12 protein-coding genes and 1 pseudogene are annotated in these 14,310 nt (G+C 70.3%); 2 read left to right on the top strand and 11 right to left on the bottom strand.

What is annotated here, in order from left to right; translation table 11 throughout:
• Positions 1-46: 46 nt before the first annotated feature.
• From J2Y46_RS13395 to rplU, 5 genes are all read right to left on the bottom strand, one after another.
• Positions 47-1,306, bottom strand: a complete 1,260-nt coding sequence (locus J2Y46_RS13395) for a glutamate-5-semialdehyde dehydrogenase (protein WP_310242903.1) — start codon at positions 1,304-1,306, stop codon at positions 47-49.
• The gene (proB, locus tag J2Y46_RS13390) at positions 1,303-2,145 is read right to left on the bottom strand and encodes a glutamate 5-kinase (RefSeq protein WP_045302737.1); all 843 of its coding nucleotides are present in this window, start codon (positions 2,143-2,145) and stop codon (positions 1,303-1,305) included. Before proB ends, J2Y46_RS13395 begins: the two co-directional genes overlap by 4 nt.
• A complete protein-coding gene (gene obgE / locus J2Y46_RS13385; protein WP_045302738.1) occupies positions 2,142-3,650 on the bottom strand; it encodes a GTPase ObgE in 1,509 nt (502 codons plus the stop codon). Before obgE ends, proB begins: the two co-directional genes overlap by 4 nt.
• 103 nt (positions 3,651-3,753) lie before the next feature.
• Positions 3,754-4,011 carry a 50S ribosomal protein L27 gene (rpmA, locus tag J2Y46_RS13380; RefSeq protein ID WP_045302739.1) on the bottom strand — a complete coding sequence of 86 codons (258 nt, stop codon included), beginning with the start codon at positions 4,009-4,011 and terminating at the stop codon, positions 3,754-3,756.
• Between the two features lie 18 nt (positions 4,012-4,029).
• Positions 4,030-4,338, bottom strand: a complete 309-nt coding sequence (gene rplU, locus J2Y46_RS13375; RefSeq protein ID WP_026059456.1) for a 50S ribosomal protein L21 — start codon at positions 4,336-4,338, stop codon at positions 4,030-4,032.
• 164 nt (positions 4,339-4,502) lie between these two features.
• Between rplU and J2Y46_RS13370 the strand changes: the two genes are divergently transcribed.
• Positions 4,503-4,769: a DUF4031 domain-containing protein gene (locus J2Y46_RS13370; RefSeq protein ID WP_045302741.1), complete on the top strand. Its 267-nt coding sequence runs from the start codon at positions 4,503-4,505 to the stop codon at positions 4,767-4,769.
• A 1-nt stretch (position 4,770) separates the two neighbouring features.
• Here J2Y46_RS13370 and J2Y46_RS13365 read toward each other — a convergent pair.
• Together J2Y46_RS13365 and J2Y46_RS13360 are read right to left on the bottom strand one after the other, a co-directional pair.
• A pseudogene (locus J2Y46_RS13365) lies at positions 4,771-5,133 on the bottom strand (glycosyltransferase); the annotation flags it as partial.
• A 42-nt stretch (positions 5,134-5,175) separates the two neighbouring features.
• Positions 5,176-7,638 carry an Rne/Rng family ribonuclease gene (locus J2Y46_RS13360; protein ID WP_310242892.1) on the bottom strand — a complete coding sequence of 821 codons (2,463 nt, stop codon included), beginning with the start codon at positions 7,636-7,638 and terminating at the stop codon, positions 5,176-5,178.
• A 342-nt stretch (positions 7,639-7,980) separates the two neighbouring features.
• Here J2Y46_RS13360 and J2Y46_RS13355 point away from each other — a divergent pair, with 342 nt between their 5' ends.
• A complete protein-coding gene (locus J2Y46_RS13355) occupies positions 7,981-8,604 on the top strand; it encodes a vitamin K epoxide reductase family protein (protein WP_045302745.1) in 624 nt (207 codons plus the stop codon).
• 36 nt (positions 8,605-8,640) lie between these two features.
• On the opposite strand, the gene ndk is transcribed toward J2Y46_RS13355, so the two are convergent.
• From ndk to ileS, 4 genes are read right to left on the bottom strand one after another with little or no spacing between them, the layout of a single operon-like run.
• A complete protein-coding gene (gene ndk, locus J2Y46_RS13350) occupies positions 8,641-9,057 on the bottom strand; it encodes a nucleoside-diphosphate kinase (protein ID WP_045302747.1) in 417 nt (138 codons plus the stop codon).
• A gap of 20 nt (positions 9,058-9,077) precedes the next feature.
• Complete coding sequence (locus J2Y46_RS13345) at positions 9,078-9,488, bottom strand: DUF4233 domain-containing protein (RefSeq protein ID WP_045302749.1); 411 nt, start codon at positions 9,486-9,488, stop codon at positions 9,078-9,080.
• Positions 9,476-10,834, bottom strand: a complete 1,359-nt coding sequence (locus J2Y46_RS13340) for a folylpolyglutamate synthase/dihydrofolate synthase family protein (protein WP_310242888.1) — start codon at positions 10,832-10,834, stop codon at positions 9,476-9,478. The genes J2Y46_RS13345 and J2Y46_RS13340 overlap by 13 nt, the downstream gene beginning before the upstream one ends.
• Entirely contained in the window at positions 10,831-14,214 is a 3,384-nt protein-coding gene (ileS, locus tag J2Y46_RS13335) for an isoleucine--tRNA ligase (RefSeq protein ID WP_310242886.1), read from the bottom strand. The genes J2Y46_RS13340 and ileS overlap by 4 nt, the downstream gene beginning before the upstream one ends.
• Between the last annotated feature and the right edge of the window lie 96 nt (positions 14,215-14,310).

Raw genomic sequence — 14,310 nt, 5'->3', positions numbered from 1 at the left:
CGTTCGGGTTCGCCTCTGGGGCGCGGGACTGGACAAGTCTATTCCGTTATGCGCGGACCTGCCCGGCACCCCGCGCGAGCCACTTCGAGCTCGTGAGTTCGGCGAGGCCCATCGGTCCGCGCGCGTGCAGCTTCTGAGTCGAGATGCCGACCTCGGCACCGAAGCCGAACTCGCCGCCGTCGGTGAACCGGGTCGAGGTGTTGGCCATCACCACCGCCGAGTCGACCTCGGCGAGGAAGCGCGCCTCGTTGGCGGCATCCTGCGTCACGATCGACTCCGTGTGGTGGGTCGAGTAGCGGCGGATGTGCGCGAGCGCGTCGTCGAGGTCGTCCACGACGCGCATCGCCAGATCGAGGCTGAGGTATTCGGTCGCCCAGTCCTCGTCGGTCGCGGGTGCGACGCCCGAAGCCAGACGCTCGACGGTCTCGTCGCCGTGGACGGTGACGCCGCTCTGCTGCAGGGCCTCGACGACGGGGCCGACGAGGCGGTCCGCGGCGCCCCGATGCACGAGGACGGTCTCGACAGAGTTGCACACGCTCGGCCGCTGGGTCTTGGCGTTCACCACGATGTCGCGCGCCCAGTCGAGGGGCGCCGTCTCGTCGAGGACGATGTGCACGACTCCTGCGCCGGTCTCGATGACCGGGACCGAGGACTCGGTCACGACCGTCTCGATCAGCTGCGCACTGCCGCGCGGCACGAGCACATCGACGATGCCGCGGGCGTGCATCAGCTCACGGGCTCCCTCACGGCCGAACTCGTCCACCGTCTGGATGGCCTCGGGGTCGATCCCGCGGTCTGCCAGTGCGCCGCGCATCGCGCGCACGAGCGCGGCGTTCGTGTGCTCCGCCGCGGTGCCGCCTCGGAGCACGACCGCGTTGCCGGAGCGCAGGGCGAGGGCCGCGATGTCGACCGTGACGTTGGGCCGGGCCTCGTAGATCGAGCCCACCACCCCGAACGGCACCGCGACCTTGGTGAGCGAGACGCCGTTCGCCAGGGCGCGCTCGTCGAGGATCCGGCCGACCGGGTCGGGCAGCGCGGCGATCTCGCGCACCGCCGCAGCGAGGGAGGCGACGCGCGGCTCGTCGAGACGCAGACGGTCCTGCAGAGCCGTCGACAGTCCGCTCTCCGTCCCTCGGCGGAGGTCGTCCTGGTTGGCCGCCACGATATCCGGCGCCGAGGCCTCGATCGCGTCGGCGATCGCGAGGAGCGCATCGCGCTTCGCTTCGTCACCGAGGAGGCCGATGCTGCGCGCGGCATCCTTGGCGAGCAGCATCCGTTCGCGTGCCGTCGTGGCGGTGGTGGTCATCCGCCCAGTCTATCGAGCGCCGTCCGCACCGGACCGGTCGCGGCGGGCGCGGTGGGCTCGGGATTCGGCTGGAACCACGTGCCGATCTCGTCGCCCGACAGCGCTTCGCCGACGAGGTCCGCGCTCGTGACGAGGACGCCGATCCCGGATGCCGCAGCCAGACGCGCGGCGGACACCTTGGTCGCCGCTCCCCCGGTGCCGACGCTGTTGACGACGACGGAGCCGAACTCGAAGCCGTGCAGGTCGTCGCCGTACGAGACGTGCGGGATCGGCCGAGCGCCTGGCTCGTCCGGCGGACGCGTGTACAGGCACTCGATGTCGCTCAGGAGCACCAGCGCGTCAGCGCCGATCAGCTGCGCGACCAGCGCGGCCAGTCGGTCGTTGTCGCCGAAGCGGATCTCGTGTGTCGCGACGGTGTCGTTCTCGTTGACGATCGGGAGGATGCGCAGGCCCAGGAGCCGCTCCATGGCGCGGCGCGCGTTGGAGCGGTGCGTCGCGTTCTCGAGGTCGCCCGCGGTGAGGAGCACCTGCCCGGCGACGATGCGGAACGGCCGCAGCGACTCCTGGTAGCGGTAGATGAGCACGTTCTGGCCCACCGCGGCCGCCGCCTGCTGGGTGGCGAGGTCGCTCGGACGCTCATCGAGGAGCAGGTAGGGCATCCCTGTCGCGATGGCGCCGGACGAGACGAGCACGACCTCCGTGCCGCGGCCGTGGGCGGCCGCCAGGGCGTCGACGATCGGCTTGATCTTGTGGGCGTTGTCGCCGCTGATGGAGGAGGACCCGACTTTGACGACGACGCGGCGGGCGAGCGGGAGGTCGCTGCGCTCCCGCGCGCTCACTCCTCGTCCTCCTGGTCGCGGTAGCGCTGGGCGATCCGCTCGGCCTCGAGCTCCGCGCGCGCCTCCGCCTTCGCATCCATCATGTCGTGGTACCGCTCGCGGCGCTCCGACGTCGTGCGGCGGTTGTCGCGCAGCAGTCGCGGGTCGGTGCCGCGCGGTGCCGTCATGAGCTCGGCGTTCGACGAGATCGAGGGCTCCCAGTCGAACACGATGCCGTCGCCCTCGCCGATCACCACGGTCGCACCCGGGGTTGCGCCTGCGCGGAACAGCTCGTCCTCGACACCGAGCTTCTCGAGGCGGTCGCCGAGGTAGCCGACCGCCTCCTCGTTCTGGAAGTCGGTCTGCTGCACCCACTTGAGCGGCTTGTCGCCGAGGATGCGGTAGATGTTGCCGTAGGTGCCGCCTTCGACGCGGACCGAGAAGTCCTTCTGCGAACCCTTCGGCCGGATGACGATGCGCTCGGGCGCGGGAGCCGCCGCCTGCTCGGCGCGGTGCTTCGCGACGATGTCGCCCAGCGCGAAGGTGAGCTGACGCAGTCCTTCGTGGCTCACGGTCGAGATCTCGAACACGCGGAAGCCGCGCGCCTCCAGGTCGGGGCGGACCAGGTCCGCGAGGTCCTTCGCCTCGGGGACGTCGACCTTGTTGAGCGCCACCAGCTGCGGGCGCTCGAGCAGCGGCAGCTGCCCGTCGGGAACGGGGTAGGCGGCGAGCTCGGCGAGAATGACATCGAGGTCGCTGAGCGGGTCGCGGCCAGGCTCGAGCGTCGCGCAGTCGAGGACGTGGACGAGCGCCGTGCAGCGCTCGACATGGCGGAGGAACTCGAGACCGAGTCCCTTGCCCTCGCTCGCGCCCTCGATGAGACCGGGCACGTCGGCGACGGTGAAGCGCTGCTCCCCCGCCTGAACGACCCCGAGGTTGGGGTGAAGCGTGGTGAACGGGTACTCGGCGATCTTGGGCCGTGCGGCTGAGATCGCGGCGATGAGACTCGACTTGCCCGCGGACGGGAAGCCGACGAGCGCGACGTCGGCGACGGTCTTGAGCTCGAGGAGGACATCGCCCTCCCAGCCGGGCGTGCCGAGCAGCGCGAAGCCCGGCGCCTTTCGCTTGGGGTTGGCGAGGGCGGCGTTGCCCAGACCGCCGAGACCGCCGGGGGCGGCGACGAAGCGCATGCCCGGCTCGATCATGTCGACGATCACCTCGCCCGAGGGGTCCTTCACGACGGTGCCGACAGGGACGGCCAGCTCGAGCGGCTCGCCCGCGGCACCCGATCGGTGGTCGCCCATGCCGAAGCCGCCGTTGCCGCTGGAGCGGTGCGGCGAGTGGTGGTACGACAGCAGCGTCGTGACCTGCGGGTCGGCGACGAGCACGACGTCACCGCCGTGGCCGCCGTTGCCGCCATCGGGGCCGGCGAGCGGCTTGAACTTCTCGCGCTTGACCGACACGCAGCCGTTGCCGCCCTTGCCGGCGCGCAGATGCAGCGTCACCCGATCGACGAACGTGACCATGCGGTCCCCCCTGAGGTCTGGTGCTCCCCGGTGTCCGGGAAGGGATAAAGGGAAAGGGCGAGCCGAAGCCCGCCCCTTCCGGTAAACCGTGCGACTCGCTGGATTACTCAGCGACCGCCACGATGTTGACGACCTTGCGGCCGCCCTTCTGGCCGAACTCGACCGAGCCCGCAGCAAGCGCGAACAGCGTGTCGTCGCCACCGCGGCCGACGTTGGCGCCGGGGTGGAAGTGCGTGCCACGCTGGCGGACGAGGATCTCGCCGGCGTTGACGGCCTGGCCGCCGAAACGCTTCACGCCGAGGCGCTGAGCGTTGGAGTCACGACCGTTGCGGGTGGAGCTTGCGCCCTTTTTGTGTGCCATCTCTGCGTCTCCTGTGGCTTACTTGATGCCGGTGACCTTGACGCGCGTGAGGTCCTGACGGTGCCCCTGGCGCTTCTTGTAGCCGGTCTTGTTCTTGAACTTCTGGATCACGATCTTCGGGCCGCGCTCCTCACCGAGCACCTCGGCGGTCACGGTGACCTTCGCGAGCTTGTCGGCGTCGGTCGTGACGGTGTCACCGTCGACGAAGAGCACCGCGGGGAGCTCGATCTTGTCGCCGATCTTCGCGGCCTGACGGTCGAGAACGACGATCGTGCCGACCTCGACCTTCTCCTGCCGGCCGCCGGCGCGCACAACTGCGTAAACCACTTCACACCTGTTTCTTCTGGGAGCGCGCGCACGCACTCGGGGACGTCAACGAAGACTTGGTGCGGATATCTCGACGCACCAAGGGTCTACTTTATCAGATGGCGGAACAGTCCGCGAAAGCACGCCGCCGCCGTGTCGCGGCGTGCGGTGCGTAGGATCTGCACGTGGCGATCCTGATCGACGATCCTCTGTGGCCGGCGCACGGCCGGCTGTGGGCGCATCTGGTGACCGACACGGACCTCGCGGAGCTCCACGCGTTCGCTGCGGCGAACGGCATCCCCGCGCGTGGATTCGACCTCGATCACTATGACGTGCCCGAAGAGGCGCACGCGCGTCTGGTCGCGGCCGGCGCCCAGCACGTGAGCGGGCACGAGCTCGTGCGACGCCTCATCGCGTCCGGACTTCGCGTGCGGGGGCGCGACCGCCGCTGACTCACCGCGGCGCGACCGCGGACAGTTCGAGCACGTCGGCCGCGCGCCGGGGGCCGTCGAAGGCACGGATCGCGACGCCGAGCCGCTGGGCCCGTCCGCCGGTGCGATCATCGGCCAGCGTCCGCCGGATCGCGCGACGGATCGCGGCGGGTTCCGTCCGCCGCGACATCGTCGCTCCGACACCCGCGCGGGCCACCGCGCGCCCGATGCGCGGCTGGGCGGAGGTCGGCTCGAGAGGGAGCGTGCGCACCGGGATGCCGTGGGCCAACGCGGCGAGAGTGGTGCCGTGTCCGCCATGACCGACCACGAGCGAGGCCTCAGGGAAGAGCTCGTCGTGCGGCATCCACTCGTGCACTTCGATCCCGAGGGGCGCCGTCCCGGCCTGGGCCGGGACGGCGCGACATGCTCAGTCCTCCGACGGCGTGTGGGGCACCGGGGTGCCCGTGAGGGCCGCGGTCGTCACGCGGCGGCGCGCGCGACCCTGGCCCGGAGCCTTGGGCTCCGGAAGGGCGTTGAGCACCGAGTCGAGGAGGAGATCCTTCTCGGTGCGGTTCTCCTTCTTCGCGCCGGAATCCTGACGCTTCTTGCGCGGCTTCTTCGGGCGCTCGGCCGGGGCCTGCTCGACGACGGGGGCCGCCTCGACGGGCGAGGCCTCCTCGCTGTGATGGATCGTGGATGCCGCGATCTGTGCGAGCGCCGACTTCACGCCCTCGGTGATCACGTGGGTGCCGTTCGAGCCGCCGCTGGTCGCGGGAGCCGGTGCGCCGCCACGCGGGCGACGGCCGGACGACGGCGCACCGCTCGCTGCGGGCACGCGGTGCTTCACGACCGGGTCGTGGTGCACGATCAGGCCGCGCCCCGCGCAGACCTCGCACGCCTCGCTGAACGTCTCGAGGAGGCCGAGGCCGAGCTTCTTGCGCGTCATCTGCACGAGTCCGAGCGAGGTGACCTCGGCGACCTGGTGCTTCGTCCGGTCGCGGCTCAGGCACTCGACGAGACGCCGCAGCACGAGATCGCGGTTGGACTCGAGCACCATGTCGATGAAGTCGACGACGATGATCCCGCCGATGTCACGCAGGCGCAGCTGGCGGACGATCTCCTCCGCGGCTTCGAGGTTGTTCTTGGTGACCGTCTCTTCGAGATTTCCGCCCGAGCCGACGAACTTGCCCGTGTTGACGTCGACGACGGTCATCGCCTCGGTGCGGTCGATGACCAGCGAGCCGCCGGAAGGCAGCCACACCTTGCGGTCGAGGGCCTTCTCGATCTGCTCGGTCACGCGGAAGACGTCGAACGGGTCGTGCTCCCCCTCGTAGCGCTCCACGCGCTCCAGGAGGTCGGGCGCCACGGACTCGAGGTACTTCGAGATCGTGTGGTGCGCGTCGTCGCCCTGGATGAGCATCTTCGAGAAGTCCTCGTTGAAGACGTCGCGGACGATCTTGACGAGGAGGTCGGGCTCCGAGTGCAGCAGCGCCGGCGCCTGGATCGTCTCGATCTGCTTCGAGATGTGCTCCCACTGGTTCGTGAGGCGCTGCACATCGCGCGTCAGCTGATCCTCGGTGGCGCCTTCGGCCGCGGTGCGCACGATGACGCCGGACGACTCGGGCAGCACCTCCTTGAGGATCTTCTTGAGGCGCGCCCGCTCGGTGTCGGGGAGCTTGCGCGAGATGCCGTTCATGTTGCCGCCCGGCACGTACACGAGGTACCGGCCGGGGAGCGAGATCTGACTCGTGAGGCGGGCGCCCTTGTGCCCGACCGGATCCTTCGTGACCTGGACGAGCACACGGTCGCCGGTCTTGAGCGCGAGCTCGATCCGGCGCGGCTGGTTGCCGGTCTCGACGGCGTCCCAGTCGACCTCGCCGGAGTACAGCACCGCGTTGCGACCGCGTCCGATGTCGACGAACGCGGCCTCCATGCTCGGCAGGACGTTCTGGACGCGGCCCAGGTACACGTTGCCGATGAGCGACGCGTCCTGGTTGCGGGCGACGTAGTGCTCCACGAGCACGTTGTCCTCCAGCACGGCGATCTGGATGCGCCCGTTGCGCGAGCGCACGATCATGTCGCGGTCGACGGCCTCACGGCGGGCGAGGAACTCCGCCTCGGTCACGACCGCACGGCGGCGGCCCGCCTCGCGGCCGTCGCGGCGGCGCTGCTTCTTGGCTTCGAGACGCGTCGAGCCCTTGATGCGCTGCGGCTCGGTGATGAGCTCGACAGCGCGCTGACGCGGCTGCGACGGCTCGGAAGGCGCGGAGGCCTCGTCCCGGCCCTCGCCGCGACGGCGGCTGCGGCGGCGCGAGGTGCTCGACGATGCCCCGGTCTCGGGCTCCGGCTCGGGCTGCTGGCGGCCAGGACGCGCCGGAAGCGGCGTGATCTCCGGCGCGTAGAACATGAGCTGCGTCGACACGGCCGACACGAACACCTCGGGGAGCAGCCCCAGGGTCACCGCGGTCACCGCCTCGGGCTCGGCTTGCGCCTCAGGCTCGGCTTGCGCCTCGGGCTCCGGCTCGGCAGGTGCTTCAGCCTGGGCCGGTGCCTCGGGCTCCGGCTCGGCAGGCGCTTCAGCCTGGGCCGGTGCCTCGGGCTCCGGCGCGGTTTCAGCATCGACCTCGGCCGGTGCCTCAGCCGTGGGCTCATCCTGAGTCGCGGCGTCAGCCACGGGCTCGGGCGCGGTCTCCGCGTCTGCCGCGGGTTCGGCCTCCGCCGCCGACTCGGACACCGCTCCGGTCGCCTCGGCCGGGCTCACCTCAGCCTGCTCGGAGACCTCGACGGTCTCCTGGGGCTCCTCTACCGGCGAGTCCGCGTCTGCCGCTGTCGTCAGCGGCGCGTCCGGTTCGGTCTGAGGGGTGAATTCTGCATCGGTTCCATCAGCCATCACTGGCGTACTCCTTGCGGGGCGACACCGCGCGTCGCCCGGCGAAATCTCGTGCAGCGCCGCCCATGCCCTCTGGACGGGGCGGTGCCGCGAACTCACTCGGTCTGCAGCGGTCGTCCGGCGCTAGGCGGATGCTCGCGCTGCCAAGGGCATTCGTCGCCCTGAAGTCTTCTGGTGATGATCGTCACGGCGCGGCCGTGGGTCATCGCCCCCATTATCGCACTTCCCCCGCCAGAATGCCCATTCGCCCGGCAACCGCGCCTTCCCCACGCCGCGGATCGGCGATTTGCCACGGCGCGAGGGTGCGGCATCCGCGCAGAACTCGATGTCATAATCCGAGGCATGCCCGAGCAGCAGACCCACACCCGTCCGACCGGTCTCGCCATATGGCTCGTGATCGCGGGTGTGATCGGGTGGTGGGCGGCGTTCTCGCTGACGGTGGAGAAGTTCGAGAAGCTCGCGAATCCCGACGCGATCGCGTCCTGCGACCTGAGCGTGCTCGTGCAGTGCAGCGCGAACCTCGAGTCGTGGCAGGGCAGCGCGTTCGGGTTCCCGAACCCGGTCCTCGGGCTCACCGGCTGGGTCGCACCGATCGTCGTCGGCATGGCGATCCTCGCGCGGGCCCGGTTCGCTCGGTGGTTCTGGTGGTGCTTCTGGGCCGGCATCGCGTTCGCGTTCGGCTTCGTGATCTGGCTCATCGGCCAGAGCATCTACGCGCCCAACCTGCACACGCTGTGCCCGTGGTGCATGGTGACCTGGTCGGTCACCATCCCCACGTTCTACGCGGTGACGCTGCACATGCTCCGCGCCGGCATCGTTGCGGCATCCGACCGGGTCCGCGATGTCGCCGACCGGCTCATGGTGTGGGTACCGCTGGCGGCGATCGTGAGCTACGCGATCATCCTGCTGCTGGCGCAGCTCGAGATGAACGCCGTCGTCAACATCTGGCAGACGCTGTTCGGCTGACCCCGGAGTCGCGCCCGGGGGTCAGCCGACGTGCGATCAGCCGAACCAGATCTCGAGCTCGCGCGCGGCGGACTCCGGGCTGTCGGAGCCGTGCACCAGGTTCTGCTGCACCTTCAGGCCCCAATCGCGGCCGAAGTCCCCGCGGACCGTGCCGGGCGCGGCCGTCGTGGGGTCGGTCGTGCCCGCGAGCGAGCGGAAGCCCTCGATCACGCGGTTGCCGGCGAGGCGGATCGCGACCGACGGCCCCGACATCATGAACTCGAGCAGCGGCTCGTAGAACGGCTTGCCCTCGTGCTCGGCATAGTGGCGCTCCAGCGTCTCGCGGTCGGGCTCGACGAGGCGGATGTCGACGAGGGCGTACCCCTTCGCCTCGATGCGGGCGAGGATCGCGCCGGTGAGGCCGCGAGCGACGCCGTCGGGCTTGACGAGGACGAGGGTCTCTTCGATGGGCATGCGGGACCTTTCGTTGCTGATCAGGCGTGGGGAGGAGGATCCGCCGCAAGGCGCGCGTTGCGCCGGTCGAGAGCGGCCCCCTTGATCGTCGCATACCCGTACATGCCGCCGAAAATGAGCGCGACGATCGCGAGCGCCGGCACGAGGAAGGCACCGAGCAGGACGACCGCCTGCAGCGCCCAGCCGAGCACGATGCCCCAGCGGTAGCGCACGACCCGCGTCGTGAGGATCATCAGCACTGCCAGTCCGGCGCCGGCGACGATGCCCCACCACGGTTCGATCGACGCGGGAAGCGCCTTCAGACCGTAGACGACCAGGCCGCCGAGGAAGACGACGATCGACTCGAAGCCGAGCACGATCGTGGCCAGCGACTCGGCCGCACCGCGCGGGCGACGGGGTTTCGGCTGCTTCTCGCCGGTCACTCGCTCCACCCGGACTTCCAGTCCTCTTCCGCCGCGAGGGCGAGGGCCTCTCCCGCGAGCACCACTGATCCGGCGATCACGACAGCACGTCGGTCGGATGCCGCAGCCCACGCGCGTGCCGCCGCTGCGGCATCGGCGAGGTCACGGTGAACGGAGACGCGCAGATCGTGCGCCTCCGCGAGGTCGGCGATGGCATCCGCGTCCTCCGCCCGCTCGGAGTCGGGGGCGGTGGCGAACACGTGGGCGGCGACGGGTGCGATCTCGGACACGATTCCGGCAGCATCCTTGTCGGAGAGCACACCGAGCACCACGCCCCATTCGTCGAAGTCGAACGCCTCGCGCAGCGCCGTGACGAGGGCGCGGGCGCCGTGCGGATTGTGTGCCGCGTCGACCAGCACGGTCGGGGCGGCGCCGACGAGCTGGAGGCGTCCGGGCGAGGTCACTCCGCCGAGGCCCTCCGCCAGCACGTCCCCGGCGATCGGCTGCGACGCGCCGCCGACGAGCGACTCGACGGCCGCGATCGCGAGCGCCGCGTTGAAGCCCTGGTGGGCGCCGTACAGCGGCAGGTACTCGTCCTCGTAGGTGCCGGCGAGGCCGCGCACGCTGATCTGCTGCCCGCCGACGGCGAGTCGCTGCTGCGCGAGTGCGAACTCGGAGCCCTCGAAGGCGATCGAGGCGCCGTGTGCGGCCGCGGCTTCGCGCAGCACCGCCTCGGCGGCGGCATCCTGCCGTGCCGACACGACTGCGGCGCCGTCCTTGATGATTCCTGCCTTGACGGCAGCGATCTCGGCGATGGTGTCGCCGAGCCGGTCCGCGTGGTCGAGATCGATGGGCGCGAACACCGCGACGTCGCCGTCGGCGGTGTTGGTGGAGTCCCACGACCCGCCCATGCCCACCTCGAGCACGAGGACGTCGATCGGCGCGTCGGCGAAGGCGACGAAGGCGAGGACCGTGAGCAGCTCGAAGAACGTGAGGGCCGCGTCGCCGCTCGCGGCGAGCTCGGCATCGACCAGGTCGACGAACGGCAGGATCTCGTCCCACGCGTCGGCGACCGCCGCGTCGTCGATCGGCTCACCGTCGACCATGATCCGCTCGGTGAACCGCTCGAGGTGAGGACTGGTGAACAGGCCCGTGCGCAGGCCGTGCGCGCGCACGAGGGTCTCGATCATGCGGCTGGTCGACGTCTTGCCGTTGGTGCCGGTGACGTGCACGACGCGGTACGTCTTCTGCGGGTCGTCGAGCAGCTCGAGCACCCGGCGAGTGCGCTCCACGCGCGGCTGCACCCACCGCTCCCCCTGGCGCTGCAGGAGCGCCTCGTAGACGGCGTCGGCGCGCTTACGGTCGCGATCACTCATGCCGTGGCCTCCGTCCGGCCGACCGAGACGGTGAACGCGCCGCGGTTGGCGTAGGTTCCGGCGTCGACCACGGCCTCGAACTCGATGGGTGCCGCGGAATCACCGGATGCTGCGAGCTCTGCCGTGCGCGTCCGCACGGTGTGCGCGAGCGCGAGCGTCTCGCCTGCCACATCTGCGACGTCGAACGCCGTCGCGACGGCCTCGCCGTCGGCGTCGTCGTCGAACACGAGACCGAGACGGATGCGATCGCTCACGTCGAAGCCTGCCGCCTTGCGGGTGTCCTGGACGGCGCGGATCACGTCGCGGGCCAGGCCCTCCGCCTCGAGCTCGGGCGTCGTCGTCGTGTCGAGCAGCACGAAGCCGTCGCCCGCCAGAAGCGCGATGGCCGTGCCGTCGGCGACGCCACCCGCCTCGAGGGTGAGGTCGTACTCCCCCGGCTCCAGGGCGATGCCGTCGACGACCACGACACCGTCGCGCTCCTCCCACACGCCCGCCTTCGCACCCGAGATCACGTGCTGGACCTGCTTGCCCAGGCGTGGACCCGCGGCGCGCGCGTTCACGCTGAGTCGCTTGCTGATGCCGTAGCGCTCCGAGACGTCGTCACCGAGCTCGATGAGCTCGACCGACTTCACGTTGAGCTCATCGCGCAGAATGCCGTCGAACTGCGCGAGGGACGCGGCATCCGGAACCGCCACCGTCAGGGTGGGAAGCGGCAGGCGCACCCGACGGCCCTCCTTCTTGCGCAGCGCGTTGGCCACGCTGGATGCCTCGCGGACGGCGTCCATGGCGGTGCGGATGTCGTCCGCCGCGGGGAAGGCGCCGGCGTCGGGCCAGTCCTGCAGATGGACGCTGCGCCCGCCGGTGAGGCCCTGCCAGATCTTCTCGGAGACGAGCGGGATGAGCGGTGCCGCGACGCGTGTGAGCGTCTCGAGGACCGTGTAGAGCGTGTCGAACGCTTCGCGGCTCGACGGATCGTCGGAGACGCCGACCCAGAACCGGTCCCGCGAGCGGCGGATGTACCAGTTGGTGAGCGCCTCCGCGAAGTCACGGACCTTCGCCGCAGCCAGCGTCGAATCGAGCACCTCGAGGTCGGCGGCGACATCGCGCACCAGGTCGCCCGTCAGCGCCAGGATGTAGCGGTCGAGCACATTCGTCGAATCGGTGCGCCACGACGCCTGGTAGCCCTCGCCGCCGGCGCCGCCGGCGGCGTTGGCGTACGTCGCGAAGAAGTACCACGCGTTCCACAGCGGCAGCAGGAACTCGCGCACGCCTGCCCGGATGCCCTCCTCGGTCACGATGAGGTTGCCGCCGCGCAGCACGGAGCTCGACATCAGGAACCAGCGCATCGCGTCGGAGCCGTCGCGGTCGAACACCTCGCTGACGTCGGGGTAGTTGCGCAGCGACTTCGACATCTTGAGCCCGTCGCTGCCCAGCACGATGCCGTGACACGACACCCCGGTGAACGCCGGGCGGTCGAACAGGGCCGTCGAGAGCACGTGCATCACGTAGAACCAGCCGCGCGTCTGCCCGATGTATTCGACGATGAAGTCGGCCGGCGAGTGCTCGTCGAACCAGTGCTGGTTCTCGAACGGGTAGTGCACCTGCGCGTAGGGCATCGAACCCGAGTCGAACCAGACGTCGAACACATCCTCGATGCGGCGCATGGTGCTCTTGCCGGTCGGGTCGTCCGGGTTCGGGCGCGTCAGGTCGTCGATGTACGGGCGGTGCAGGTCGACCTCGCCGTCGGCATTCGTCGGGAGGCGCCCGAAGTCCCGTTCGAGTTCCTCCAGCGACCCGTAGACGTCGACGCGCGGGTGCTCAGGGTCATCGCTCTTCCACACCGGGATCGGCGAGCCCCAGTACCGGTTACGGCTGATCGACCAGTCCCGCGCACCGTCGAGCCACTTGCCGAACTGGCCGTGCTTGACGTTCTCCGGCACCCAGGTGATCTGCTCGTTGCCCGCGAGCATGCGGTCCTTGATGTCGGTGACGCGCACGAACCAGCTCGACACTGCGCGGTAGATCAGGGGGTTCCGGCAGCGCCAGCAGTGCGGGTACGAGTGCTCGTAGCTCGCGTCGCGCAGCAGGCGCCCCTCCTGCCGGAGCAGGCGGATGAGCGGACGGTTGGCGTCCATCCACAGCTCGCCGGCGACATCCGTCACCTGCGGGAGGAATCGTCCGCCGTCGTCGAGGCTCATGATGAGCGGGATGCCGGCGGCCTCGGTGATCCGCTGGTCATCCTCACCGAAGGCCGGGGCCTGGTGGACGATGCCGGTGCCGTCGCCGGTGGTGACGTAGTCGTCGACGAGGATGCGCCAGGCGTGCTTCGTGCCCCAGATCGAGGCATCCGCGTAGTAGTCGAAAAGGCGGTCGTACGTGACGTTCTCGAGATCGGCGCCCCGCACCGTCTGCTCGACGGCGTCGCGTGCGGCCTCGGCGGAGTCGTACCCGAGGTCCTTCGCGTAGCCCGCGAGCAGATCCTCCGCGAGGAGGTATCGGTGTGCGGTCGCGCCCTCGGGGTCGTCGCCCGCCGGCACGTCCGCCGCGCCGAGGGGACCGCCGGGAACGACGGCGTAGCGGATGTCGGGGCCCACGGCGAGGGCGAGGTTCGTGGGCAGGGTCCACGGGGTCGTCGTCCACGCGAGAGCGCGCACGCCGGTCAGCCCGAGCGCCTCGGCCTTCACGCCCGTGAGCGGGAACGTGATCGTCACCGACGGGTCCTGGCGCATCTTGTAGACGTCGTCGTCCATGCGCAGCTCGTGGGCCGACAGCGGGGTCTCGTCGCGCCAGCAGTACGGCAGCACGCGGTGCCCCTCGTAGGCGAGGCCCTTGTCGTAGATCGTCTTGAACGCCCACAGCACGGATTCCATGTACGTGAGGTCGAGCGTCTTGTATCCGCGCTCGAAGTCGACCCAGCGCGCCTGGCGGGTGACGTAGTCCTCCCACTCCCGCGTGTACGCCAGGACCGACTCCCGCGACTTCGCGTTGAACGTGGCGATTCCCATCGCCTCGATCTCGCTCTTCTCGGTGATCCCGAGCTGCTTCATCGCCTCGAGCTCGGCCGGGAGGCCATGGGTGTCCCAGCCGAAGACGCGATCGACCTTCTTGCCCCGCATCGTCTGGAAGCGCGGGAAGACGTCCTTCGCGTACCCGGTCAGGAGGTGGCCGTAGTGCGGCAGCCCGTTGGCGAAGGGCGGGCCGTCGTAGAAGACCCACTCCTCGGCGGCGTCGCGCTGGTCGATGGACGCGCGGAAGGTGCGGTCGGCCTCCCAGAACGCGAGCATCTCCTGCTCGATCTCGGGGAAGCGGGGGCTCGGAACGACAGTGGCCGGCGCGGCGTCGGCCGCGGGCCCGAAGGCGGAGGGGCGGGGGTAGGTCATCTTCTCTCGCAGGTGCTCGCTCGTGTGCTTCCTGCGGGGACGACACTGCTGGATCCCTGACCAGACGTACCGCGGTACCACCCTGCATTGGCGCTC

The sequence above is a fragment of the Microbacterium sp. BE35 genome, from assembly GCF_031457705.1.
Lineage (GTDB): Bacteria > Actinomycetota > Actinomycetes > Actinomycetales > Microbacteriaceae > Microbacterium > Microbacterium trichothecenolyticum.
Note: the sequence above shows the minus strand (reverse complement) of the source record. Positions and strands in the feature narration are given on the sequence as shown.